We start from the raw sequence: 22567 nt of genomic DNA on the forward strand, positions 1-22567 counted from the left end.
CCGGCCGCAGTCGGCCCGTCGGGCCGGCACTCACCCTCGGCCGCCCGGCAGGAACAGCTCGTCGAAGTCGTGTTGAACGACGCTCCAGTCCCAGGTCTTCGTCGCGTGTCCGGCCGCGGCGGCGCCCTCCGCCCGCCAGACGTCCTCGCTGGCGGTGGCCGCCCGGATCCGCTCCGCCGCCTCCGCCGGGGTGCCGACCACCCAGTCGGCGGGGAACAGCGTCCGGGCTCCGGTCTCCCGGCCGGCGAAGAACGGCCAGTCCCGCACGACCGGGACGGCGCCACTGGCCGCGCCCTCGACCAGTGCGCAGTGGAAGCTCTCCCGCACCGAACTGCTGAGGATGACGCCGAGGTCGCTCAGCACCCCGGGAACGTCGTCGACGTGCCCGATCCGGATCACCGCGCCGGACGGCTCAAGCTCGGCCAGATCCGCCGACAACGCCGCCTGGTAGCGGCGGACGGACTCGCTCGCCTTCGGGTCGAGGCCGCCGCCGACCAGCATCAGCCGGTACCGCTCGTCGTCCGCCCGCAGCCGGCGGAGCACCTCGATCGCCCAGCGCGGGTCCTTGGCCACGGCGCTGGTGCCGATCAGACCCAGAGCGAACCGGGCGGACGGGGCCTTCGGGCGGTCGAAGCGCCGCAGGTCCATCGCGTTCGGGATGACATGCAGGCGGGGGGCCTGCTCACCGGTGAGCGCCGGCACCACCTCGCAGGTCAGGTCCCGGAGGTGGTCCGAGACGAAGACCAGGTCGTCCACCCGGGAGAAGTCGATCAGGTGCGGCCAGTAGCTGAACGCCTCGAAGCTGTGCAGCCGCATGACCACCCGGGTGTCGCCGGGATCAACCAGAGTGGTCATCGCGGCAGCGGCGACGCACCAGTCGACGAAGAGGGTGTCCGCCCAGTCCACGTGCGGGCGTAGCCACTCCTCGACCCGGTTGCCGTACTCGCTCTGGCCGGCGACGAGATGCTCGACGATGCCGGCCGGGTTGCGGGTCAGCGGCGCGGCGACCGGATCGTCGGCCAGGTGCAGGTAGCGCAGCTCGACGCCGGGCGTCTCGGCGTACCGCTGCTTGATCTCCTGCAGGAAATGGGCGTTGCCGTTGGTCATGAGGAGCAGGCGCAGCGGCCGGTCCGCCGCGGGCGTCGCCGCGGGCGTCGCCCGGCCGCGCGGGGTGGCCAGTGCCCGGGCGGTCGCGCTGGCCCGCAGCGGGGCCAGGAACTCGGCCGGCCGCTCGGCCAGCGGTGAGGAGAGCTGATCAAAGTGCGGCACCCGGTGGAACAGCAACCGCATCGCCTTGTACAACGACTTCGCCGCGCGGGCCTTCTGCCGGGGAAGGAGCTCGTCGGCGAGCGCGAGTTCGGCCGCGACCGCCTCGGTGAGGCAGACCGGGACTTGACCCAGGTCGAGTTCCCCGGCGGCCTCTCTGGACAGCAGGTCGGCCCGGCTCTTGCGGCCGCCGATCCGATCCGCGGCGGCGGCGGTCGTCGCGGCCGCGAGGCTGGGGCGACCCGCCTGCACCGACCGCAGGTGCACGCGGTACGCGAGGGCAACCCGTACCCGCTCCGGCAGACCTGGGGCAGCCACCGCCGAGCGCCACAGCCGACCGCCGATGCGGCTGCGGAGCACCGCCGGCGCCATGGCCGCCTCCAGCGACTCGCGGGCCCCGGTCACCGCCGCCCGCCGCGCCCCGCGTACGACGATGCCCGCCCGGGCCGACAGCCGCTCCGACGCCGGCCGGGCGACCCGGTGCGTCCCCTCCTGCCGGGCCCGGACGATCCGCCCAGCCGCCCCGATCCCGTTGCAGGCGTCCGCCCGGGGCTGCCGCTGCGCCATCTCCCAGACCGCGTGGACGGCCGTCGAATCGAGCGCGACCAGCACGTCGGCGGTCCGCACCCAGCGGCGGGTCCACGGATCAGCCCAGGCCCGCAGCCACAGGGCACGGGACGGCTGGGGGATCCGGGCCAGGGCCCGGCGCAGCCGCGGGTCCGCCGGCTCGGCGGGGAGCGCGCGGACGTCGGCGAGGCCGGGGTCCAGGGCCAGCGCGTCAGAGTCGACGTCGCCGACGATGCCGATCGAGGCGCCCTGGTCACGGAACCGACGCAGCGCCTCGAGGAGCACCGACTTCTGCTGTGGCCGCTCACCGACCACGATGAGCACCTTCGTCATGCCTGTCCGCCTTCGATGGAGGTGCCGTCACTGCCGTGGCCGGTGGCCGCCGCACCGGTGACCACCGCGGTCGCCTCGGCGACGGCGGGGGCGAGTTGCGCGCGGCGGGTGTACCGGCGGGCGTGCGCCCGGGCGGCCGCCCGCTGCTCGTCCGTCGCCTCGACGGCGAGCCGTGCCGCCACGGCGAACGAGTCCGCGAGCCGGCGCGGGTCCAGTCCCACCGCCCCGGTCCAGAGGGGGTGGCCGGCGAGCACGGTCGCGGCGTCATGGTCGATCTCGTGCGCCGACACCACCGGCAGCCCGCTGGCGGCGTACTCGTACACCTTGCCGGAGGTGACGAAACGGCCACCCACCAGCATCAGCACCAGCGCGTCCCAGCGGCCGTAGGCGGCGGCGACCTCCGCCTTGGCCAGCGGCCCGCCGAACTCGACGCTGTCGCCCGCGGCGGCCCGCAGCAGTTCCATGTGCGCGTTCGCCTCGCGCAGCGCGCCCGCGCCGATGTGCCCGCGTACCTCGAACCGGCTCTTCGCGAGCAGGGGATGCTCCCGGCGGGCCATACGCCATGCGGTGAGCACCGAGTCGAGCAGCGCGGGCGAGAAGTTGATCGATCCGAGGTAGCCGAAGGTCAGCCCCGCGGCGGGGTCGGCGCGGTGGGTGCTCCCCGGAACGCAGTCCTCGTCGTAGCCGTTGCGCACGACGCGCACCCGGTCGCGCAGCGTCGGGTACCGCTCGCGGTAGAAGTCGGCGATGGGCTCGTTGACGCACCACACCGCCCGGGCCTCGGCCAGCACCTTCTCTTCCCAGCGGCCCGCTGGCGAGTCCTTGGCGAAGGCCGCCCCGCCGCCGATCACGTCCACGGACCAACCGTCGCGGAAGTCCACCACGTACGGCACCCGGTACTCCTGCCACAGCCGCCAGGTCGCCGCGAGGTTGACGTACGGGGCGCAGGTCGTCATGAGCAGGTCCGCCGCGTGGTCCCGGTGGACGCGCAGCACCGCCTTCTCCAGCTCCGGGCGCCAGCCCCCGAAGACCGGTTCCGGGAAGGTCTGCAGCTCCTGCCGGCGCTGCTGCTCGATCCACTGCTGCGGGTGCAGCGAGCGGGCCTCGGAGAACGCCCGGATGTCGGTCTCCAGATCCGCCCGGGCGAGCGTCAGCCGTTCGATGACGATGCGCGGGTCGACGCCCTCGGAGAGGGTGTGGTCGAGCCCGTACTCCCGCTCCCAGGACTCGTCCGCGAGGGTGATGACCGTGACGTCCCAGCCGGCCGCGGCGAACTGGTTGGCGGTCTCGCGCATCCGGTAGGCGGAGCTCTTCGCCGCCGGCGGGAAGCCGATGGCCAGGTAGATGACATGCGGCCGGGCGCCCCGACGGGGCCGACGGCGGCCGGCCAGGGTCAGGGCGGCGAGGGGGGGAAGTCTGCTCTGCATCGTGCGCTGGGGATCTCTTCCGGCTGGGGTGAGGGGCGTCGTGCGCGGGGTCAGGCGAGGGCGTCGGCCAGGACCCGTACCACCCGGTGGGCGGCCCGCCCGTCGCCGAAGGGCTCGCCGCGGGCGGTGGTCGGGGTCGGGCGGGTGGCCGTCGCCGCCAAGGTCGCCGTCCCCAGCAGGTGGGGGTCGGGAACGAGGCGGTTCCAGTCGCCGCTGAGGGTTTCCGGCCACTCGGTCTGTGGGCGCAGGGTCGTGCACAGCCGGCCGAGGAGGTACGCCTCCTTCTGCAGCCCACCGGAGTCGGTGACCACGCCCACCGAGCCGAGCACCGCGGCCACCATGCCCGCGTACGGCAGCGGCCGGCCGACCCGTAGCGCTCCCTGGTCCAGCTTCACGCCGTACTCCTCGGCCCGGGCCGTCAGCCGCGGGTGGGCGAGGAGCGCCACCGGCACCGGCAGGGCCGCCAGCGCGTCGACCAGGGCGGCGAGCCGCTCGGGGTCGTCGGTGTTCTCCGCCCGGTGCAGGGTGGCGACCAGGTACGGCTCGGTGGGGTCGATCCCCGCGGGCAGCGCCGGCGCGGGCTGGCCGCCGGCGAGCACGGTGTCCCGCACGGTAAGGCAGACATCCACCATGACGTCACCCACCAGCACCGACCTGCTCGCGAGGCCCTCGGTGGCGAGGTGCCGCATGGCCTCCTCAGTGGGCGCCAGCAGCAGGTCGGCGGCGTGGTCGGTGAGGATCCGGTTGTGCTCCTCTGGCATCCGCCGGTTGAACGAGCGCAGCCCGGCCTCCAGGTGAGCGACCCGCAGGTGCTGCTTCACCGCGGACAGCGCTCCGGCCAGCGTCGAGTTGGTGTCGCCGTACACGAGCACCCAGTCGGGCCGCTCGGCGGCCAGCACTGGGTCGAGGGCGGCGAGCGCGTGCCCCGTCTGCGCTCCGTGGCTGCCCGAGCCGATCCCCAGGTGGACGTCGGGCGTGGGGATGCCGAGACCAGTGAAGAACACGTCGGACAGGTCGGCGTCGTAGTGCTGGCCGGTGTGCACGATGACGTGCCGATGCTCCGTGCCGGCGAAGGCGCCGGCGAGCGGTGCCAGCTTGACCAGCTGGGGTCGGGCGCCGACGATGCTGACGACCTTCACGTGGCGGTACTCCAAGTCCTGCGGGCGGGCACGGGGCCGATGTCGTGCCGCGCGTCCCGGCCCCCGACGTGGGCGGGCCGGCGCTGATCATGCGCTGCGGCTACCTTACAGTGGGAGTCTAGCCAGTCCGGGGAGTGGCTACCGTAGACTCGCCAGGCCCCCGCTGGGGCGGGAGACAACGGGGAGGGACGCGGGCCGGATGATGTCCACAGGTGCCAACGGCGCCCGGCGCGGACGAATCGTGATGCTGGTGGACAATGGCGTCACCGGTGACTCCCGGGTCCAGAAGTCCGCCCGGTCCGCCGCCGCTGCGGGCTGGGACGTCACCCTCCTCGGCCGGTCGCCCTCCGGGCTCGCGGAGAGCTGGCAACTGGGGGACGCTGAGGTCCGGTTGCTGCCCGTCCCGGCCACCCTGGCCAAGCACCGGCACGAGTACCGCCGCCGCTGGTTGCGCGCGCCGCTGGCGTACCCGCCGGGTGGGCTGGCCGGCCACCGCATGCAGTGGGTGCGCGCCTGGCGGGCCGATCTGCGCCTGCGTACGGCGCGGTCCGGCGCGTCGCCGCGGCTGCGGGCGGAGGAGTTCGCGGCCGGGCTGCTGGAGCGCTGGGTCGACTATCGCGTCGCCCAGCACAAGCGCTCGCCCCGGCGGCTGGACGGGCCCTGGGACCGGACGTACACGGCCTTCTGGCAGCGGGTGATGGGTGACCGGGCGTGGCGGCGCCTGGCGCCGGGCCTGTGGGACTGGGAGCTGGCGTTCGGCACGCTGGTCGACCGACTGGCGCCGGATCTGATCCACGCGAACGACTTCCGGATGCTCGGGGTGGGGGCCCGCGCCAAGGTCCGGGCCCGCGCCAAGGGGCGCGAGATCAAGCTGGTGTGGGACGCCCACGAGTTCCTGCCCGGCGTGCGGCCGGTCGCGCACAACGCCCGGTGGCTGCCGGCGCACGTCGCCCACGAGCGGGAGTATGCGCCGTACGCGGACGCGGTGCTGACCGTCTCGGACTCGCTGGCCGAGTTGCTGCGCTCCACGCACAGCCTCCCCGAGCTGCCGACGGTGGTGTTGAACGCCCCGGAGGCGCAGCCCGATCAGCCGGCGGACGACGGCGAACCGGTGCCGGACGTGCGCGCCCGGTGCGGGGTGGGGCCGACGGTGCCGCTGGTGGTCTACAGCGGGGCCGCGGCCGAGCAGCGTGGGCTGGGTACGATGGTCGAGGCGCTGCCCCAGCTCGACGGCGTGCACGCCGCGTTCGTCGTCAACCGGCCGGACGGGCCCTACGTCCAGGGGCTGCTCGCCCGGGCCGCGGAGCTCGGGGTGGCCGACCGGGTGCATGTGCTGCCATATGTGCCGCATTGGCAGGTCGTACCCTTCCTGGCCGGCGCCGACGTCGGGGTGATCCCGATCCACCACTGGCCGAACCACGAGATCGCGCTGATCACGAAGTTCTTCGAGTATTCGCACGCCCGACTGCCGCTGGTCGTCAGCGACGTGAAGACAATGGCGTCGACGGTGCGGTCGACGAGCCAGGGTGAGGTGTTCCGGGCGGAGGACGTGGCGGACTACGTTCGTGCGGTCCGTCACGTGTTGGCCGACCCGCAGCCGTACCGGGCGGCGTACGAGCAGCCCGGACTGCTGTCGGGCTGGACCTGGGAGGCGCAGGCGCGGGTGCTGGACGACCTGTACTCGCGGCTCCTGCCCGCCGCGGCCGACGGTTCCACCGGACCCGCCGCCGAGGCCGGTGCGGCAAACGTGCGGCACCATGTCGAGACTGGGAGCACGCTTTCCGCCTGAGTTCGCCGACCGCCGGCCCGGTTCCCGCCGCGGCCATGACACCGACCAAAGAAAGCGCGATGCGACGAGACGTGAAGTCGACCGGCCCCACACAAGTGAGCGCGGCCGAGCTGTCGACAGGATCCGCCGGTGACGACAGTGCGCCGACTGCCGGCCCGCAGGAGACCGCGGGGCGCGAGGGTCGCCGTCCCCGCCTGCTCTACCTGGCCTTCTTCTTCCCGCCCAGCCGGGGAAGTGGTGTCTTCCGGGCCCGGGCCACGGCCAATCACTACGCTGAGGCGGGCTGGGACGTGACCGTCATCACCGCGCCCCGGGAGTTCTTCAGTTACTACCTGGATGGTGGTGCCGACGAGACCCTGGAGGCGACGGTCGACCCCCGGGTGCGCGTCGAGCGGCCCCCGATGAACAACTACCACTGGGAGACGGACGTCCGCCGGTTCAGCCGGCTGCGCAAGGCCGTGCCCGTGGTGGCTGACCGGTTCTACCGGCGGATGCAGAAATGGTTCCTGCCGGAGCACTACATCGGGTGGATCCCCGGTCTGTTGAGCCGGGCGTTCAAGCTGCACACCCGCCGCCGTTTCGACCTGGTCATCGCCACCGGCAACCCGTTCGTGTCCTTCGCCGCGGCCTGGTTCCTGGGCCGGGCGTGGCGGGTGCCCTACTCGGTCGACTACCGCGACGCGTGGACGTTCAACCAGTTCACCGAGCAGGTCCGGTTCGGCCCCGGAACGCGCACCGCCAGCTGGGAGTCCCGGATTGTGCGGGACGCCGCCGAGGTCGTGTTCGTCAACGACGGCATGCGGCAGTGGTACGCCGAGCAGTACCCGTTCGCCGCCGACCGGATGACCGTGGTGCCGAACGGCTGGGAGCCGGAGTTCGTCGGCCGCCCCGCGTTCCAGCCGCCGGTGCCGGATCGTCCGCTGCGCTTCGGCTACCTCGGCACCGTGACCCCGTATCTGCCACTCGACGAGCTCTTCGAGGGGTGGCGTCTGGCGCGCAGGGACCCGCTGCTGGCGGACGCCGAACTGCACGTGCACGGCCACCTCGGCTTCTTCGCCCAGACCGCGGAGACGCTGCGGGAGCAGTTGGCCGTCCACGAGGATGTCGGGGTCCGCTACCGCGGCTCGTTCGGGAAGGCCGACGTGGCACGGGTGTACGGGGAGACGGACGCGCTGGTCTTCTGCGTCCCCGGCGCGAAGTACGTCACGTCTGGCAAGGTGTTCGAGTACATGGCCTCGGGCAAAGCGATCGTCTCAGTGCACCGGCCGGACATCGCCGCCGCCGAGGTGCTGGAGGGCTACCCGCTCTGGTTCGCCGCAGAACGGCTCGATGCGGAGTCCGTGGCCGAGTCGTTCGTGGCCGCGGCCAAGGCGGCTCGCGAGCTGGACCCGTCCCGGCACGCCGCCGCCCAGGCCCATGCCGAGAAGTACACCCGGACCGCGACCCTGCAGCCGTGGGAGGCCCGGATGCGTGCGCTGGTGGAGGAGTCCCGTTGAGTGCGAATCCCGGTAAGGTCGTTTTCATGGCGCTGGGCCCGCACCGGGTCCGGGCGGCCGAGCGGCACATGGCGCAGCTTACAGCCGACGGTGCGCAGGTCGTGCTCGTCGCGCCCGACCTGCCCGAGTGGAGCGACGTCGAGGTGCCGCGGGACGTGCCGGTGCACCCGGTCGACGCCCCCGACTCGCGCGCCGCGTCACGCGCCGCCCGGCGGCTGTTGCGCGACCGCAACGGGCCGCTGCACGACGCCGACCTGCTCGTGGTCGGCGACCCGTACGCCTTCCCGGCGGCCTGGGACGCCGCCGCGCGGCGCGGAGACCTCACCGTCGCCTTCGAACCGACGGCGGAGCCGCGGCGCCGCCCGGCCCCCGCGGACCTGGCCGTCGTCACGCCCTGGTACCCGTCGGCCAACAACGCGCTGGCTGGCGCCTTCGTTCAGGCCACCATCGGGGCGGTGCGGCGGGACCACCCCCGGATCTCAGTCCTGCACACCGAGGACTGGCCCTACCGCTACGACGCACCGAATGTCGAGGCGATCTCCGTCGCGGCCCGCCGGCTGACCGACCGCGTCGGCCCGCTGATTCAGGACACGGCGGCGGGGGAGGTCACCCGGGTTCCGGTGCCCATCTCGTCCCGGCGCGACTACGCCGCCTGGGCGCTCGGCCACGTCGAGGCCATGCGGCGGACCCTGCCGACGGGACAGATCGAGGCCCCGCTCGTGCACGCCCACACCGGCATCTACGGCGGGGTCGTTGCCCAGCGGCTGGCCCGGCCCGACGCCCGGGTCGTCGTCACAGAGCACGCCAGCTTCTTGGAGGCGATCTTCAAGCAGCCCGCCGCGCGCCGGCTCTACGAGGAGGCGCTGCACCGGGCTGACGTGTTCCTCTGCGTCAGCCGGCACCTGCACGACCAGGTACGCGACGCATTCCCGCACCACGCCCACAAGCTGCGCGTCATCCCGAACGCGATCGACTTCACCGAATTCGCGCCGCGGCCGAAGCCGCCACGGGATCTGCTGCGCTGGCTGTACGTCGGCCGGCTGAGCGCGCAGAAGGGCGTCGACCGGCTGCTCGCCGCGTTCCTCGCGGTCGCGGCCGAAGAGCCGGAGGCCACGCTGACGCTGGTCGGCGCTGGACCGCTGGTCGAGCACATCCGCGAGGAGATCACGCGTAGCCCGTACGGAAACCGGATGGACCTCCGCCCGGCGGTCGCGCCTTCCGAGGTGCCCGAGTTGATGCGGACGCACGACCTGCTGGTGCACGCCAGCCCGGCCGAGACCTTCGGGATGACCGTGGTGGAGGCGGTGGCCTGCGGCACGCCGGTCCTGGTGGCGGCGAGCGAGGGGCCGCAGGAGACGTTGAGCGGGCTGAACGGGCGCGCCGGCCTCCTAGTCGAGATCAGCGAGGATCCGGCGGTGCTCGTGGAGGGCTTCCGGGAACTCCGCAAGCGGATCGACGAGCTGGACCTGCCGGCCGCCCGGGCGAGCCTGGTCCAGCGGTACGGGCGGGAGGCGGTTGCGGCCCGGCTCAGGGAGGTGTACGCGGCGCCGGAGCTCGCACCGGTCGAGGTGGCCGTCCCGGCCTCCGTCCCGACCGCTGCGGGCCACGTGGCCGCGCCGACCGCCCCGGTGATCGCCGGCGCCGCGCCGACCAGCTCGGACGATCCGGCCGCACCGCGGGTGGTGCTGGTGGCGATCAGCCCGCCGCAGTTCAAGGTCGTTCGGCAGTACGTCCGGCGCCTCGTCGAGCGCGGCTACGGCGTCGACGTGATCACCAATGACCCCCTGCAGTGGCGCCGTTCCGAGGTCGACGAGCGCGTCCGCCTGCTGCGGCTGGACACCGCAGAGCGCCGGCGGCCGGTGCTCTGGACCGAGCACCTGTTCGTCTACCGGGCGCCGGGGAAGGCCCTCTCCGTGACCCGCAAGCGGGCTCGCGCGAGTGAGTCGCTCTGGCCGGAGCTGTTCGTCTCCCGGCTGGAGCGCACCCACGGCTCGTTCGCCCGGTGGTTCCACACCTCGGTCTTCTACCCCGGCTACCGCGTGGTGCGCTCGCACGTGCTGTGGCGGATCGTGCGCCGGGACGTGCTGCCGAAGCTGGACCTTTCGCGGACCGAGCGGGTGGTGGTGGCCGGGGTCTTCGGCGTGTCGATCGCGTGGCAGTTGGGGCGCCTGCGGCCGGACCTGATGGTCACCACATCCCTCGTGCCGCCGGAGCCCGTGTCGCGTTGACCGCCTCCCGGTCCGTGGCGGGCGCCGCTGCGGACCGGGAGGCCGGTTGCGACGAATCGTCCGCAAAGGGCGAGGTGAGGTGGAGGCAGGTCGGGGAGAGCCTCGCGTAGACTCGCGGGGGCTCGCGGGCCGGCTGCGGCGTGTGGGGTCGACGGCCCCGGTCGGCGCGGGCCGTCCCCTAGGCAAACCAGAGGTTCGCAGAGAGGCGGTAACGGGCACGATGGCGATGGACCGCGCTGCCGCACAGCCGTGCGGGCGGGTTGTCATGTTGGTCGACAACGGCGTCAACGGTGACTCTCGGGTGCAGAAGGCCGCCCGCTCGGCCGCGGAGGCCGGCTGGGAGGTGGTCCTGCTGGGCCGATCGCCGGGCAGCCTGCCGCAGACGTGGCAGCTCGGCCGCGCCGAGGTGCGCCTGCTGGCCATGCCCGCCCCGCTCGCCCGCCGCCGGCACGAGTTCCGCCGCGCCTGGCTGCGTTGGCCGCTGGCGTACCCGCCCAGCGGGATCGCGGCGCACCGGCAGCAGAGCGTCAAGGCGTGGCGGGCGGACCTGGCGGTGCGGGCGGCGCAGCTCGCCGTAGCCGATTCGGCGACGCCGCGACTCGGCCTGCGTCGGCGCGTGTTGCGGGCCGAGGAGCTCGCCGCGCGGGCAGTCGGCAAGTGGGTCTCCCTGCGCTACTGGATGCTGACGCAGGCGCACCGCCGGCGGCGCTTCCGTAACCCCTGGGACCGGGCGTACACCCTGTTCTGGCAGGCGGTCAAGGGTGACGGTGCCTGGCGGCGGCTGGAACCGGGGCTGTGGGACTACGAACTCGCCTACGGGCCGGTGATCGACGAGCTGCGGCCGGACCTGATCCACGCCAACGACTTCCGCATGCTCGGGGTGGGCGCCCGCGCCAAGATCCGCGCCGCCGCCGAGGGGCGCGAGATCAAGCTGGTCTGGGACGCCCACGAGTTCCTGCCCGGGCTCAAGCCATGGCAGGACAACGCCCGCTGGTTGCCCGCGCACATGGCGCACGAGCGGGAGTACGCCCGCCACGCCGACGCGGTGATGACCGTCTCGGACGGTCTGGCCGAGCTGCTGCAGCGTGAGCACGGACTGACCACGACGCCAGACGTGGTGCTCAACGCCCCGGCCGCCGATCACGGCGAGCTGGTCCCGGACGCTCCCGCGCCGGATCTGCGGGCGCTCTGCGGTATCGGCGCCGACGTTCCGCTGCTGGTCTACAGCGGGGCCGCCGCGCGGCAGCGGGGGCTGGACATCATGATCAACGCGCTCCCGCAGCTGCCCGGAGTGCACGTCGCGCTGGTGGTCAACAAGCCGACCGGCCCGTACGTCTCCGACGTGCTCGCCCGGGCGGCCAAGCTCGGGGTCGCCGACCGTGTGCACGCCCTGCCGTACGTGGCGCACTGGCAGGTGGTGCCCTTCCTGTCGGCGGCGGACGCCGGGGTGATCCCGATCCATCACTGGCCCAACCACGAGATCGCGCTGATCACCAAGTTCTTCGAGTACTCGCACGCCCTGCTGCCGCTGATCGTCAGCGACGTGAAGACGATGGCCGGCACCGTCCGGTCGACCGGTCAGGGCGAGGTGTTCCGGGCCGAGGACGTGGCCGACTACGTGCGCGCCGTCCGGGCGGTGCTGGCCGACCCCGCACGCTACCGCGCGGTGTACGACCAGCCGGGTCTGCTGGAGAGCTGGACCTGGGAGGCCCAGGCCAAGGTGATGGACGACGTCTACCGCCGGCTGCTGCCCGGCCTGCCCCGGCCGATCCGCGCCGAGGCAGCCGGAAACACGACTGCGGGGACGACCGGCGCGCAGCCGGCGGTGGGGGTCAGCACGTGACCGTGCCTGACGTGACCGTCATCACCGCCGTCTACAACACCATGCCCTACCTGACCAGATGTCTGACCTCGCTCGTCGAGCAGACCATCGGCCGGGACCGGCTGGAGGTCATCGCGGTGGACGACGGCTCCACCGACGGCAGCGGCCGGGAGTTGGACCGGTTCGCCCGGCTCCACCCGGGCACCGTCAAGGTGATCCACCAGCCCAACTCGGGTGGCCCGGCCGCGCCGAGCAACCGGGGCCTGGAACAGGCCACCGGCCGGTACGTCTTCTTCATCGGCTCCGACGACTACCTCGGCCCAGAGTCGCTGGAGCGGCTCGTCGGGGCGGCCGACCGGTACGACTCGGACGTCGTGCTGGGGCGCACGGTCGGGGTCAACAGCCGCTACATCCACCAGGCCATCTTCGCCACCACCGAGCCGGACGTGGACCTCTTCGACTCCGCCCTGCCGTGGTCGCTGTCCAACACGAAGCTCTTCCGGCGGGCCCTGATCGAGCGGTATGGCCTGCGCTACCCCGAGGACATGCCGGTCGGAAGCGACCAGCCGTTCACCATCGAGGCGTGCGTACGGGCCCGTCGCATCTCGGTGCTGGCCGACTACGACTACTACTACGCGGTCCGCCGGCTGAACGCCCGCAACATCACCTACCGCAGCCGGCACCTGGAACGCCTCCGTTGCGCCGAGTCGATCATCGAGTTCGTGGCCGGCCTCGTCGAGCCGGGCAAGCGCCGCGACGCCGTGCTGCTGCGGCATTTCACCTGGGAGGTCGCCAAGCTCCTGGAGAACGACTTCCTGTCGCTGGACCGGCAGACCCAGGAGCAGGTCCGTCTCGGCGTCCGCCACCTGGGCGAGCGCCACCTGACCGACGAGATTCGCGACCGGCTGCCCGTCGAGTCACGGGTGCGCCTCGGCGCCGCCTGGCACGGCGGGCTGGATGACCTGCTCGCGGTGATCCGGCAGGACGCCGAGGTGGGCATCCCGCCGGCGGTCGTGGAGGGCGACCGCTGGTACGCCGGCTACCCCGGCTTCCGGGACGAGCGGCTCGGCATGCCCGACCGCTGGTTCGAGATCACCGACACGGCTGCGGACTGGATCGCCCGGCTGGACACCATCTCGGTGGCGCTCGACGGGAACCGGGCGCTCTCCGTCACCGCCCGCAGCCCGCGCTCGGACCTCCCGCGGCTCGCGCCCGGGATCCGGCTCCGCGCGGGGGACACGGTCGGCGTCACCGTCGACCTCACCGCGGACGCCACCGGCACCACGGTCCGCGCCCGGATCCCCCTGGCCGGGTTGCTGGCCGACAACGCCCTGGGCGGCGAGCTCCGGCTCATCCGGGCCGAGGTCGAGGCCCTCGGCACCCGCGGCGGGGCGGCCCTGCGTGGCACGGCGCGGCCCGTGCCGCAGCGTACCCTTGTGCGTCGCGGTCCCCGTCTGCACGTCATCACCACCACGACGAACCACAAGGGTCAGCTCGTGATCGCCGTAGCACCTGTGACGCCGCGCCGGCTGATGGCCCGCCTGCGGCGCAGGCTTCCACTAGGAGGAAAGTAGTAGTCATGAACATCTGCGTCGTCGCCCTCGGGAAAATCGGACTGCCGCTCGCCGTGCAGTTCGCGTCGAAGGGGCACCGGGTGATCGGGGCCGACGTCTCCGAGCGGGTCGTACAGCTGGTCAACGACGGCGCGGTGCCGTTCCCCGGCGAGACCGACCTGGACACCAAGCTCAAGGAGGTCGTCTCCGCCGGGCTGCTCAGCGCCACCACGGACACCGCCGCGGCGGTCGCCGAGTCCGAGGCGGTCGTCGTGGTCGTACCGCTCTTCGTCGACCTCGAGGGTGTGCCGGACTTCGGTTGGATGGACGACGCGACCCGCGCGATCGCTGCCGGCCTCAAGCCGGGCACGCTGGTCAGCTACGAGACCACCCTGCCGGTCGGCACCACCCGGAACCGGTGGGCGCCGATGCTCGAGCAGGGCTCCGGGCTCACCGCCGGCAAGGACTTCCACCTGGTCTTCAGCCCGGAGCGGGTCCTCACCGGCCGGGTCTTCGCCGACCTGCGCCGCTACCCGAAGCTGGTCGGCGGCGTCGACGAGGGGTCCGCCGTCCACGGTGTGCGCTTCTACGAGGCGGTGCTGGACTTCGACGAGCGGCCCGACCTCAACCGCCCCAACGGCGTGTGGGACCTCGGCTCGGCCGAGGCGTCCGAGCTCGCCAAGCTCGCCGAGACGACCTACCGGGACGTCAACATCGGCCTGGCGAACCAGTTCGCCCGCTTCGCCGACACCGTCGGCGTCGACGTCACCAAGGTGATCGAGGCTTGCAACACCCAGCCGTACAGCCACATCCACTCGCCGGGCATCGCGGTCGGCGGTCACTGCATCCCGATCTACCCGCGGATGTACCTGTGGAACGACCCGGCGGCCACCGTCGTGCGCTCGGCCCGCGAGGCCAACGCCGCGATGCCGCAGTACGCGGTCGACCTGCTCGCCGCCGCGTACGGCGACCTGACCGACGTCGGGGTGCTGGTGCTCGGCGCCGCCTACCGGGGCGGCGTCAAGGAGACCGCCTTCTCCGGCGTCTTCCCGACCGTCGAGGCGCTGCGCGCCAGGGGCGCCAAGCCGTACGTGTCCGACCCGATGTACACGAACGAGGAGTTGGTCGCACACGGCCTGCCGGGCTACGACGGTGAGCCGATCGGCGCTGCCGTGATCCAGGCGGACCACGCCGAGTACCGCACCCTCGCCCCGGCCGACCTGCCGGGCGTGACGGTGCTGGTCGACGGCCGCCGGGTCACCGACCCGACCCGCTGGACGGGCGTCCGGCGCGTGGTCATCGGCGGCTGAGCCGACCTGACGCCACGGGCCCTGACCGGATCTCTCCGGTCAGGGCCCGTCGCGTCTGACGGCCCGGGGCGCTGCCCGGTGCCGGGCCCCGCCCGATCAGCCCTGGGCCAGCTCAGCCGGCGGGTTGGCCGGGTCGCGGGAGACGACCTCGCCCTTGGTGTTGACCCAACCCTTCGGCCGCGCCGGGTTGCCGACGACGAGCTGGTAGGGGGCGACGTCGCGGGTCACCACCGAGCCGGCGGCGATCATCGCGTAGGAGCCGACCTCGATACCGCACACCAGGGTCGCGTTCGCCCCGATGGAGGCGCCCTTGCGCACCATCGTCGGCGTGATCTCCCAGTCCGGGTTCTGGGCGCGCGGCCGGAAGTCGTTGGTGAAGACCGCACAGGGGCCGACGAAGACCTCATCCTCGATGGTCACGCCCTGGTAGACGGAGACGTTGTTCTGGATCTTCACGAGGTCACCGACCGTGACGCCGGCGTCGACGTACACGTTGCGCCCGATGACGCAGCCGGCGCCGACCTGCGCGGTCGAGCGGATGTGGGCCAGGTGCCAGACCTTGGTGCCGTCGCCGACCTGGGCGCCCTCCTCCACGTCGGCCGTCGGGTGGACGAAGACAGGGGACCGGTCGTTGGTGTCAGTCATCCTTCAACTCGCATCATCGCAGGGCGCGGCGTCGCGCCGTCGGTGCCGTGCGACCGCGCCGGATGACCGCCGCGGCCCGCGCGGGCCAGGACCGCCCGGCCGCCCCGGCTCTCGCTGCCGGGTCGGGGTACGGGCTCGGCGTAGCATAACGAGTCCGTCAGGCCAGCAGCTCGGCCACCGCGTCGGCGGCGGGTGTGTCCGGTGGCAGCGCCCGCGCCGCCACCACCGCCTCTACCGGCAGCACACCGTAGAGGTGCGGGAAGAGTGCGCCGCCCCTGGACGACTCCCAGCGCAGCGCGTCGCCGAGCCGGTCGGGGTCGACGGTGAGCAGGGTCAGTCCGGTGACCCCGGCGAACACCCGCCGGGCGGTCTCCACCACCTGTTCGGCGCCGGAGAGGTGGACGTACCCGTCCTGCAGGTCCATCGCGGTGCCGGTGAAGTGCCCCGCGGCGCGGCCCCGGTCCCACTCGTCGGTCGACAGAATCTTGTAGATCATTACCGCAGCGTAGGCGGGAGCGAGGACCGGTTCACCGGTACCGCCCCGACCGGCCCCGCCCAGCCGGCATGCTCGCAGGGGAACGCCCGCGGAGGGATGGCGATGAAGAGCTACGACGACGACTGGACCGACGGCCAGCGGGCCGTCTACGACGAGTGCTACCTGGCCGGTGCCGACTGGGCCCGCGACCCGGACACCCCCAGCGCGGACGTCCAGCACGTCATCAACCTGGCGGAGGCGGACGACGACGCGTTCGATGACGCGGAGACCGACTACCCGCCCCTGGTCGACGCCGTGACCCAGGCCACCGGGGAGACCGTGACCAGCGTGCCGGCCAGCCACCACGATCCCGGGTTCCGAGGATTCGTCGACGGGGTCCGGGACGCCGTCGCCGACGACGTCTTCGGCCTCTGACCCCGGTGCCGCCCGCCATCCCCGGGCCCGCGACCGGGTCTCCGGACGGCTACGGCGACCACCTCCAGACCAGGCTCAGGTAGGTGCCGTACCAGCCGGAGACGAGGACCAGGAACGCGAACACGGTCACCATGGTGCTCCGGCGGGCCTTCGCGAGCCCCATGGCGATGGGGATGAGCAGCGTGAAGGCGGGCATCAGATAGCGGCCCTTCGCCCAGTAGTAGTTCTCCGTGCCGATCGTGATCAGGAAGAAGGCCACCGAGTAGACCACCAGGGGCAGCGGGTAGCGGCGCAGGACGAGCAGCGCGATCAGCACCACCGCGAGACCCATCAGCAGGGTCGACGTGTAGACGGCCAGCGAGGTCGGCTCGGTCAACACCTGCTTCAGCGTCTTCAGCGTCGACGCCCCGCCATCGAAGCCGATCTTCCAGGTTGTCTTCTGCATGTAGAAGTAGCCGTCGGCCCGCCCCAGCCGGTGCCCGATCCAGGCCAGGTAGCCCAGGTAGCCGAGCGGGGAGAGCACCGCCGCCGCCCACGGCCGCCAACCGTCCTGCCGACGGACGATCGCCACCAGCGCGGCCAGCCCGACCGCGGCGACCAGCGTCGTCGCGCTCGGCCGGGAGAGGCCGGCGACCAGGCAGAGCAGGCCGGCGGTCACCCACTGCCGGCGCAGCAGCGCGTAGAGCGTCCACGCCACGAGCGCGGTGAAGATCGTCTCCGTGTAGGCCATGTTCTGCACGATGGCGTGCGGCAGCACCGCCCAGAGGCCCACTAGGAGCAGCCCGACCCGGCGGGAGCCGAGGTGGGCGCCGACCGCGTAGATCCCCCACGCGGCGGCCAACCCGGCCAGCCAGGAGACGATCAGGGCGGCGACCGGTGTGGAGAACGGGGTGACGGCGGCGACCGCCGCGATGAGCCCCGGATAGAGCGGGAAGAACGGCAGGTTCGGCAGCGTGCTGCGGGACTCAGGGTGGTGGTTCACCAAGCCCGTGTCGTACCCGTCGTTGGCGATCTGCACGTACCAGATGCCGTCGAACCGGCTGTGCAGCAGGGACCAGAAGTCCGCACCCGCGCGGTGGGCGAAGAGCGCGAGGATGATCAGCCCGCTGAGCCGCAGCAGGGCGTAGAGCGCCACCGCCTGCGCCGCCGGGAACCGCCGCCAGAACGCCGGCCGACGCTCGTCGGCCGGCTCGTCCACCCGGTCCTCCCGAGCGGCGGGACCTGGCGTGCCGGTGGGGCGGTCCGGGTCGAGCGTGGTCGGGGCGTCGACGTCGCGGTGAGGCGCGGACGCGTCGTGGGCGGCGGCGGGAGCGGACACAAGGCAAGACCTTAACTGACCGGGTTCCGTGTCGTCCGACCCGACGGCGAGGGACGGGGGCCTCCCGCCGCGCGGAGCTGTCTGCCACCATTCGTCGGCAGCATGCCAAGAGGATGGGGGTACGGGTGCGGATCCTCCTGGTCGAGGACGACCGTCGGGTGGCCGCCGCCCTGTCGTCCGCGCTCACCCGGCGCGGGTACGAGGTGGAACACGCGGCCACCGTCGCCGCCGCGCTGTCGGCCGCCCCCTGCGACCTGGTGCTGCTCGACCTGACCCTGCCCGACGGCGACGGCACCGACCTGTGCCGGGAGCTGCGCCGACGCAGCAGCCAGCTCGGCATCATCGCGGTGACCGCCCGGGGTGAGGAACGCGACCGGGTGCTCGGCCTGCGGCTGGGCGCCGACGACTACGTGGTCAAGCCGTTCTCGATGGTGGAGCTGCAGGCCCGGATCGAGGCGGTGCTGCGCCGGGCGGCCCACACCGTGCCGGAGCGGAACCTGATCGAGGCCGGCCCGGTCCGCATCGACGTGGGCGGGCGGACGGTGAGCGTGGCCGGTCGACCGGTCACCCTCACCCGCAAGGAGTTCGACATCCTGGTCTCCCTCGCCCGGCAGCCCGGGGCGGCCGTCCCCCGGGACCGGATCCTGCTCGACGTCTGGGGCACCACCTGGGCCGACCGGCACACCGTGGAGGTGCACGTGGGCTCGCTGCGCGGCAAGCTCGGCGACCCGACCCTGGTGGAGACCGTCCGCGGGGTCGGCTACCGGCTCCGCGGCGAGTGAGGAGGCCGGGTGCGTCGTCGGCTGGTGATCAGCTACCTGCTGCTGATGGTGCTGGTGCTCCTGGCGCTGGAGACGCCGCTGGCGGCCACCCTGGCCAGCCGGGAGACCGACCGGGTCCGGGCCGACCGGCTCGCCGACGCCACCCGCTTCGCCTCGCTGGCCGGGCCGGCGCTGCGCGGCGGGGGACCCGGCCCGCTCGACGGTGAACTGGGCGCCTACGACGACCTGTACGGCATCGGCGCGGCCGTGGTCGACCGGGACGGCCGCACGGTGGTCGCCTCCACCGGCTGGCAACCCGGCCACGGCACCGCGTCGGCGCTGGATACCGCGCTGTCCGGGCAGCAGTACAGCGGGCCCGAGTCGGTGTGGCCCTGGGCGGACGGGCCGGTGGTGGTGGCGGTCCCGATCAACGACGGCGGCGAGGTGCTGGGCGCGGTGGTGACCACCACCCCGGTCGACCGCGTGCGGCGCACGGTCACCTCCTGGTGGCTGCTGCTCGCCGGGATCGGCCTGCTCGCGGTGCTGGCCTGCGTGTCGACCGCGTTCGGGTTGGCCGGCTGGGTGCTGCGTCCGGTCACCGAGCTGGACGCGGTGACCCACGAGATCGCCGAGGGCGACCGGGGCGCCCGGGTGCGCCCGCGCCTGGGCCCGCCGGAGCTGCGCCGGCTGGCGGCGAGCTTCAACAACATGGCCGACGTGGTCTCCGACGTGATGGACCGGCAGCGCGCCTTCGTCGCGCACGCCAGCCACCAGCTGCGCAACCCGCTGACCGCGCTGCGGCTGCGGGTCGAGGAGCTGGGGCCGAGCCTCACCGACCCGGACGGCCGCGCCGAGCACCGGCTGGCGCTGGAGGAGACCGACCGGCTCGCCCGGGTGCTCGACGCGTTGCTCACCCTGGCCCGGGCGGAACGTGAGGAGAACCAGCGGATCACCGTGGACGCCGCCGCGCTGGCCGCCTCCCGGGTGACCGCCTGGCAGCCGCTGGCCCGCCACCGGTCGGTCACCCTCCGGCTGGTCACGGTCGACGTCCCCGCGTACGCCCGGACCGTCCCCACCGCCATCGACCAGGCGCTCGACGCGTTGATCGACAACGCGGTGAAGTTCAGCGGCGCCGGGGGAGAGGTGACGGTGACCGTCCGCCCGGTCGACGGGGGCACCAGGCTGGAGGTGCGGGACACCGGCCCGGGCATGACCGCGAGCCAGCTCGGCCAGGCCACCGAGCGGTTCTGGCGGGCCCCGGACGTGCAGAACGTCGACGGCGCCGGATTGGGGCTGACCATCGCCGCGGTGCTGGTGGACGCCTCGGACGGCCGGCTCACCATGCGCCACGGCGAGCCCCGGGGGCTGGTCGCGGAGCTGTGGTTCCCGGCTCCGGACGAGATCGACTCCAACGCCGGCCAGGGCTAAGGCTTGCTGGCCCGGTACCAGTCGGCGGCGCCGGGATGCAGCGGCAGCGGGGTGGTGGCGATCGCCGAGCGGGGGCTCATCCGGCCGGCGGCCGGGTGGGCCGCGGCCAGCTCCGCCCGGCGCTCCATCAGCAGCCGGGTCACCTCGCGGACCAGCGCCTCGGGCAGGTCGGCGCGGACGATCAGGTAGTTCGGGTTCGCCACCGTGCTGACCGGCGCCACCCCGTACACCGACCGGGGAACGTCCCGGGTCACGTAGACCTGCCCGTACCCGCGGCGCAGCGGCTCGGTCCACTCGCCCAGGTCGACGATCCGGACGGCGGTGGTCGCGGCCAGCTCCTCCACGCCGCGCACCGGCAGGCCGCCGGAGAAGAAGAAGGCGTCGATCCGGCCGGCGCGCAGCGCGGCGACGGAGTCGTCCAGGCCCAGGTGCTCCTGGCGGACCTGGTCGCCGCCGAGCCGGGCCACGTCCAGCAGCCGGGTGGCGGTGACCTCGGTGCCGGAGCCCTCCGCGCCCACCGAGACCCGTCGCCCGCGCAGGTCGGCCAGCGTCCGCACCGGACCGTTGGCAGTGGCAACCAGGTGCAGCAGGTCGTCGTAGACCCGGGCCACGGCGAGCACGCCGGGGTGCTCCGGTGGCGCGGTCGGCAGCACGTCGGCCTGGCTGAAGCCCAGTTCGGCCTCGCCGGACCCGACCAGCCGGACGTTCTGCGCGGAGGCGGCGGTGACCACCACGCTGGCCCGTACCCCGGGCAGCTCCCGGTTGAGGATCGCCGCCAGCGACTGCCCGAAGGCGTGGTAGACCGCCGTCGGGCTGCCCGTCGCGATCCGGATCCGCACCGGCTCGGCGCGCTCGTCCCGGCACCCACCCACTCCGGCCAGCACGGTCACCAGCATCAGCAGCACCAGCGGCGTGGCGGCCCGACGCCGGCCGCGGACAGACCAGCTACGGCTCACGGCCTGCACTGTGCGCCGTGCACGGCGCCGCGCGCAAGCCCTCCCGGTCCGCCGGGGGTCAGCAGGCGGGGGCGAGGGCGGTGCGGTCCAGGATCCGGTCCCGGTGCGGGCCGTGCGCGACGCTCACCACGAAGCAGCCGGCGCCCGGCCGGAGCAGCGCCGGGACGTCCAGCAGCGCGGCGCCGCGGACCAGTACCGCCGCCAGCTCCCGGTCGGTCAGCCGGACACCGAGGATGTGCCGGCGGACGTGCCGGCCGCCGGCCAGCAGCGCCGAGCGCCAGGCCGCGGCGGCCAGCCGGGGGCGCCACACCCGCCGGGCGGTGGACGCGCCGGGCACCGGCCCGCCGAGCAGTTCCCGGCGCCCCTGCCGCCAGCCGGCCTCCAGCAGGGTCGCGTACGCCGACCGGTGCTCCCGGGGCACGTACAGCCGGTGCAGCTCGTACCGGCGGCGCAGGCCGCCGGTCGCCAGCTCGTGCTCCACCGGCACGTCGAGCCGGCCGAGCAGCTGCCGCATCCGGTGCGCCGCGTCCGCCCGGTTGAACTCGGCGACCCCGCCCCGGTACGTCACGGCAGCCGGCCGCCGGCCGTCGCTGGCTGGCGGCGGGGTGCACCGCACCAGGCAGGCGACCTCGAACGCGTCGGCCAGGGTCAGCCAGGCCAGTGGTGGCGGTGTCGACGGCAGCCGGGGTCGATCGAGCAGGGTGGTGGGTTCGAGGGCCATCGGACCGCTCCTTGTCGGCGTCGGGGTCCCCTAACCGTGGCCCGCTGGCCGGTGCGGCGAAACCGCTCCGGGCCAGCCTTGAGCAAAACTTGCGCCTACAGCTCGGTCACCACGACGTCGAGCTGGCGCGGGCGGCCGGCCGCCGCGGGCTGCTCCTCGACCGTGTACTTCAGGTCCCGAAGCGCGCCGACCAGGCCGTCGGCGGTCCGCGGCCGGACCCCGGCGGTGAGCAGGTCCCGGACCAGCCGGCCCTTGGTCGCCTTGTTGAAGTGGCTGACCACCGCGCGGGTCACCGCCCCGTCGACCGCCCGCTCGTGCAGCACCCGGACGGTCACCGTCCGGGCGGCCAGCTCGCCGCGGGGCGCCCAGGTGGCCGCGTACGCCCCGGAGCGCAGGTCCAGCACCGGCCCCGTCCCCGCGGCCGCCGCCATCGCCGGGCCGAGCGCCTGCCGCCAGTACGCCGACAACGCGCCGACCCCGGGCAGCCGCGCCCCGACCGGGCAGCGGTACGGCGGGATCCGGTCGGTGAGCCGGACGGCGCCCCACAGACCGGAACTGATCAGCACCGACCGGCGGGCGAGCCGTTCCGCCGCGGGCGGCAGCGCGGCCAGGTCGAGCGCCTCGTAGAGCACCCCGGTGTAGATCCGGCCGGCCGGCGCGGTGGCCGCCTCCCGCAGCCGGGCGTTGCGGCGCAGCTCGCCGCGTTGACCCTCGCTGAGGCCGAGCGCCGCCCGGGCCGTCGCCTCCTCCGGGCCGGCGCAGAGCGCCACCAGCGCGGTCAGCACCTCCGCTCGGGCTTCGGTGAGCTCCGGCAGGGAGAGCCGGGACGGGTCGAGCCGCCGGCCGGTGCCGGCGTCGGCCTTCCCCGCCGAGGGCGGCAGCAGGATCAGCACCCGGC

18 protein-coding genes are annotated in these 22567 nt (G+C 73.7%); 9 read left to right on the forward strand and 9 right to left on the reverse strand.

Annotated elements, in window-relative coordinates:
• Positions 1-30 precede the first annotated feature (30 nt).
• Genes SLP03_RS00480 through wecB form a run of 3 tightly spaced genes read right to left on the reverse strand, consistent with a single transcriptional unit; the run spans position 31 to position 4732 of the window.
• Positions 31-2166 carry a glycosyltransferase gene (locus SLP03_RS00480; protein WP_319458444.1) on the reverse strand — a complete coding sequence of 712 codons (2136 nt, stop codon included), beginning with the start codon at positions 2164-2166 and terminating at the stop codon, positions 31-33.
• Positions 2163-3593 (reverse strand): glycosyltransferase, encoded by a 1431-nt coding sequence (locus tag SLP03_RS00485; protein ID WP_319458445.1) that lies wholly within the window; start codon positions 3591-3593, stop codon positions 2163-2165. The genes SLP03_RS00480 and SLP03_RS00485 overlap by 4 nt, the downstream gene beginning before the upstream one ends.
• Before the next feature lie 50 nt (positions 3594-3643).
• On the reverse strand, positions 3644-4732 hold the full coding sequence (gene wecB, locus SLP03_RS00490) for a non-hydrolyzing UDP-N-acetylglucosamine 2-epimerase (RefSeq protein ID WP_319458446.1): 1089 nt from the start codon (positions 4730-4732) through the stop codon (positions 3644-3646).
• Positions 4733-4976: 244 nt separating this feature from the next.
• On the opposite strand from wecB, the gene SLP03_RS00495 reads away from it, so the two are divergent.
• From SLP03_RS00495 to SLP03_RS00520, 6 genes are all read left to right on the forward strand, one after another.
• On the forward strand, positions 4977-6521 hold the full coding sequence (locus SLP03_RS00495; RefSeq protein WP_319458447.1) for a glycosyltransferase family 4 protein: 1545 nt from the start codon (positions 4977-4979) through the stop codon (positions 6519-6521).
• Between the two features lie 59 nt (positions 6522-6580).
• On the forward strand, positions 6581-8017 hold the full coding sequence (locus SLP03_RS00500; protein WP_319458448.1) for a glycosyltransferase: 1437 nt from the start codon (positions 6581-6583) through the stop codon (positions 8015-8017).
• A gap of 26 nt (positions 8018-8043) precedes the next feature.
• The gene (locus tag SLP03_RS00505) at positions 8044-10245 is read left to right on the forward strand and encodes a glycosyltransferase family 4 protein (RefSeq protein WP_319458449.1); all 2202 of its coding nucleotides are present in this window, start codon (positions 8044-8046) and stop codon (positions 10243-10245) included.
• Positions 10246-10510: 265 nt separating this feature from the next.
• Positions 10511-12088 (forward strand): glycosyltransferase family 4 protein, encoded by a 1578-nt coding sequence (locus tag SLP03_RS00510; RefSeq protein ID WP_319458450.1) that lies wholly within the window; start codon positions 10511-10513, stop codon positions 12086-12088.
• Positions 12085-13641: a glycosyltransferase family 2 protein gene (locus SLP03_RS00515; protein WP_319458451.1), complete on the forward strand. Its 1557-nt coding sequence runs from the start codon at positions 12085-12087 to the stop codon at positions 13639-13641. The genes SLP03_RS00510 and SLP03_RS00515 overlap by 4 nt, the downstream gene beginning before the upstream one ends.
• Positions 13642-13646: 5 nt before the next feature.
• Positions 13647-14930, forward strand: a complete 1284-nt coding sequence (locus SLP03_RS00520; protein WP_319458452.1) for a nucleotide sugar dehydrogenase — start codon at positions 13647-13649, stop codon at positions 14928-14930.
• Between the two features lie 96 nt (positions 14931-15026).
• On the opposite strand, the gene SLP03_RS00525 is transcribed toward SLP03_RS00520, so the two are convergent.
• Both SLP03_RS00525 and SLP03_RS00530 read right to left on the reverse strand, forming a co-directional pair.
• On the reverse strand, positions 15027-15575 hold the full coding sequence (locus tag SLP03_RS00525; RefSeq protein ID WP_319458453.1) for an acyltransferase: 549 nt from the start codon (positions 15573-15575) through the stop codon (positions 15027-15029).
• A 157-nt stretch (positions 15576-15732) separates the two neighbouring features.
• Positions 15733-16071, reverse strand: coding sequence for a DUF952 domain-containing protein (locus SLP03_RS00530; protein WP_319458454.1), 339 nt, complete (start codon positions 16069-16071; stop codon positions 15733-15735).
• Between the two features lie 102 nt (positions 16072-16173).
• On the opposite strand from SLP03_RS00530, the gene SLP03_RS00535 reads away from it, so the two are divergent.
• Positions 16174-16485 carry a hypothetical protein gene (locus SLP03_RS00535; protein WP_319458455.1) on the forward strand — a complete coding sequence of 104 codons (312 nt, stop codon included), beginning with the start codon at positions 16174-16176 and terminating at the stop codon, positions 16483-16485.
• A 49-nt stretch (positions 16486-16534) separates the two neighbouring features.
• Here the strand turns inward: SLP03_RS00535 and SLP03_RS00540 are convergent, their stop codons facing one another.
• A complete protein-coding gene (locus SLP03_RS00540; protein ID WP_319458456.1) occupies positions 16535-17803 on the reverse strand; it encodes a hypothetical protein in 1269 nt (422 codons plus the stop codon).
• A 113-nt stretch (positions 17804-17916) separates the two neighbouring features.
• Here SLP03_RS00540 and SLP03_RS00545 point away from each other — a divergent pair, with 113 nt between their 5' ends.
• Positions 17917-18585, forward strand: coding sequence for a response regulator transcription factor (locus SLP03_RS00545; RefSeq protein WP_319458457.1), 669 nt, complete (start codon positions 17917-17919; stop codon positions 18583-18585).
• A 9-nt stretch (positions 18586-18594) separates the two neighbouring features.
• The gene (locus SLP03_RS00550; protein ID WP_319458458.1) at positions 18595-19992 is read left to right on the forward strand and encodes a HAMP domain-containing sensor histidine kinase; all 1398 of its coding nucleotides are present in this window, start codon (positions 18595-18597) and stop codon (positions 19990-19992) included.
• Here the strand turns inward: SLP03_RS00550 and SLP03_RS00555 are convergent.
• The 3 genes from SLP03_RS00555 to yaaA all read right to left on the reverse strand — a co-directional run bounded on the left by SLP03_RS00555 (position 19989) and on the right by yaaA (position 22562).
• Positions 19989-20948, reverse strand: a complete 960-nt coding sequence (locus tag SLP03_RS00555; RefSeq protein WP_319458459.1) for a TAXI family TRAP transporter solute-binding subunit — start codon at positions 20946-20948, stop codon at positions 19989-19991. The two genes, SLP03_RS00550 and SLP03_RS00555, sit on opposite strands and share 4 nt — an antisense overlap.
• Positions 20949-21006: 58 nt before the next feature.
• Complete coding sequence (locus tag SLP03_RS00560) at positions 21007-21669, reverse strand: hypothetical protein (protein ID WP_319458460.1); 663 nt, start codon at positions 21667-21669, stop codon at positions 21007-21009.
• A 95-nt stretch (positions 21670-21764) separates the two neighbouring features.
• Entirely contained in the window at positions 21765-22562 is a 798-nt protein-coding gene (yaaA, locus tag SLP03_RS00565) for a peroxide stress protein YaaA (RefSeq protein WP_319458461.1), read from the reverse strand.
• Positions 22563-22567 lie beyond the last annotated feature (5 nt).

Source organism: Micromonospora sp. RTP1Z1 (genome assembly GCF_033804685.1).
In the GTDB taxonomy this organism is placed as follows: domain Bacteria; phylum Actinomycetota; class Actinomycetes; order Mycobacteriales; family Micromonosporaceae; genus Micromonospora.

What these genes read in the sequence shown, in the direction of transcription:
- SLP03_RS00480 (WP_319458444.1), bottom strand. Translation starts at nt 2,166, where the DNA reads ATGACGAAGGTGCTCATCGTGGTCGGTGAGCGGCCACAGCAGAAGTCG.
- SLP03_RS00485 (WP_319458445.1), bottom strand. Translation starts at nt 3,593, where the DNA reads ATGCAGAGCAGACTTCCCCCCCTCGCCGCCCTGACCCTGGCCGGCCGC.
- SLP03_RS00495 (WP_319458447.1), top strand. Translation starts at nt 4,977, where the DNA reads ATGCTGGTGGACAATGGCGTCACCGGTGACTCCCGGGTCCAGAAGTCC.
- SLP03_RS00500 (WP_319458448.1), top strand. Translation starts at nt 6,581, where the DNA reads ATGCGACGAGACGTGAAGTCGACCGGCCCCACACAAGTGAGCGCGGCC.
- SLP03_RS00505 (WP_319458449.1), top strand. Translation starts at nt 8,044, where the DNA reads ATGGCGCTGGGCCCGCACCGGGTCCGGGCGGCCGAGCGGCACATGGCG.
- SLP03_RS00510 (WP_319458450.1), top strand. Translation starts at nt 10,511, where the DNA reads ATGTTGGTCGACAACGGCGTCAACGGTGACTCTCGGGTGCAGAAGGCC.
- SLP03_RS00520 (WP_319458452.1), top strand. Translation starts at nt 13,647, where the DNA reads ATGAACATCTGCGTCGTCGCCCTCGGGAAAATCGGACTGCCGCTCGCC.
- SLP03_RS00525 (WP_319458453.1), bottom strand. Translation starts at nt 15,575, where the DNA reads ATGACTGACACCAACGACCGGTCCCCTGTCTTCGTCCACCCGACGGCC.
- SLP03_RS00530 (WP_319458454.1), bottom strand. Translation starts at nt 16,071, where the DNA reads ATGATCTACAAGATTCTGTCGACCGACGAGTGGGACCGGGGCCGCGCC.
- SLP03_RS00535 (WP_319458455.1), top strand. Translation starts at nt 16,174, where the DNA reads ATGAAGAGCTACGACGACGACTGGACCGACGGCCAGCGGGCCGTCTAC.
- SLP03_RS00545 (WP_319458457.1), top strand. Translation starts at nt 17,917, where the DNA reads ATGGGGGTACGGGTGCGGATCCTCCTGGTCGAGGACGACCGTCGGGTG.
- SLP03_RS00560 (WP_319458460.1), bottom strand. Translation starts at nt 21,669, where the DNA reads ATGGCCCTCGAACCCACCACCCTGCTCGATCGACCCCGGCTGCCGTCG.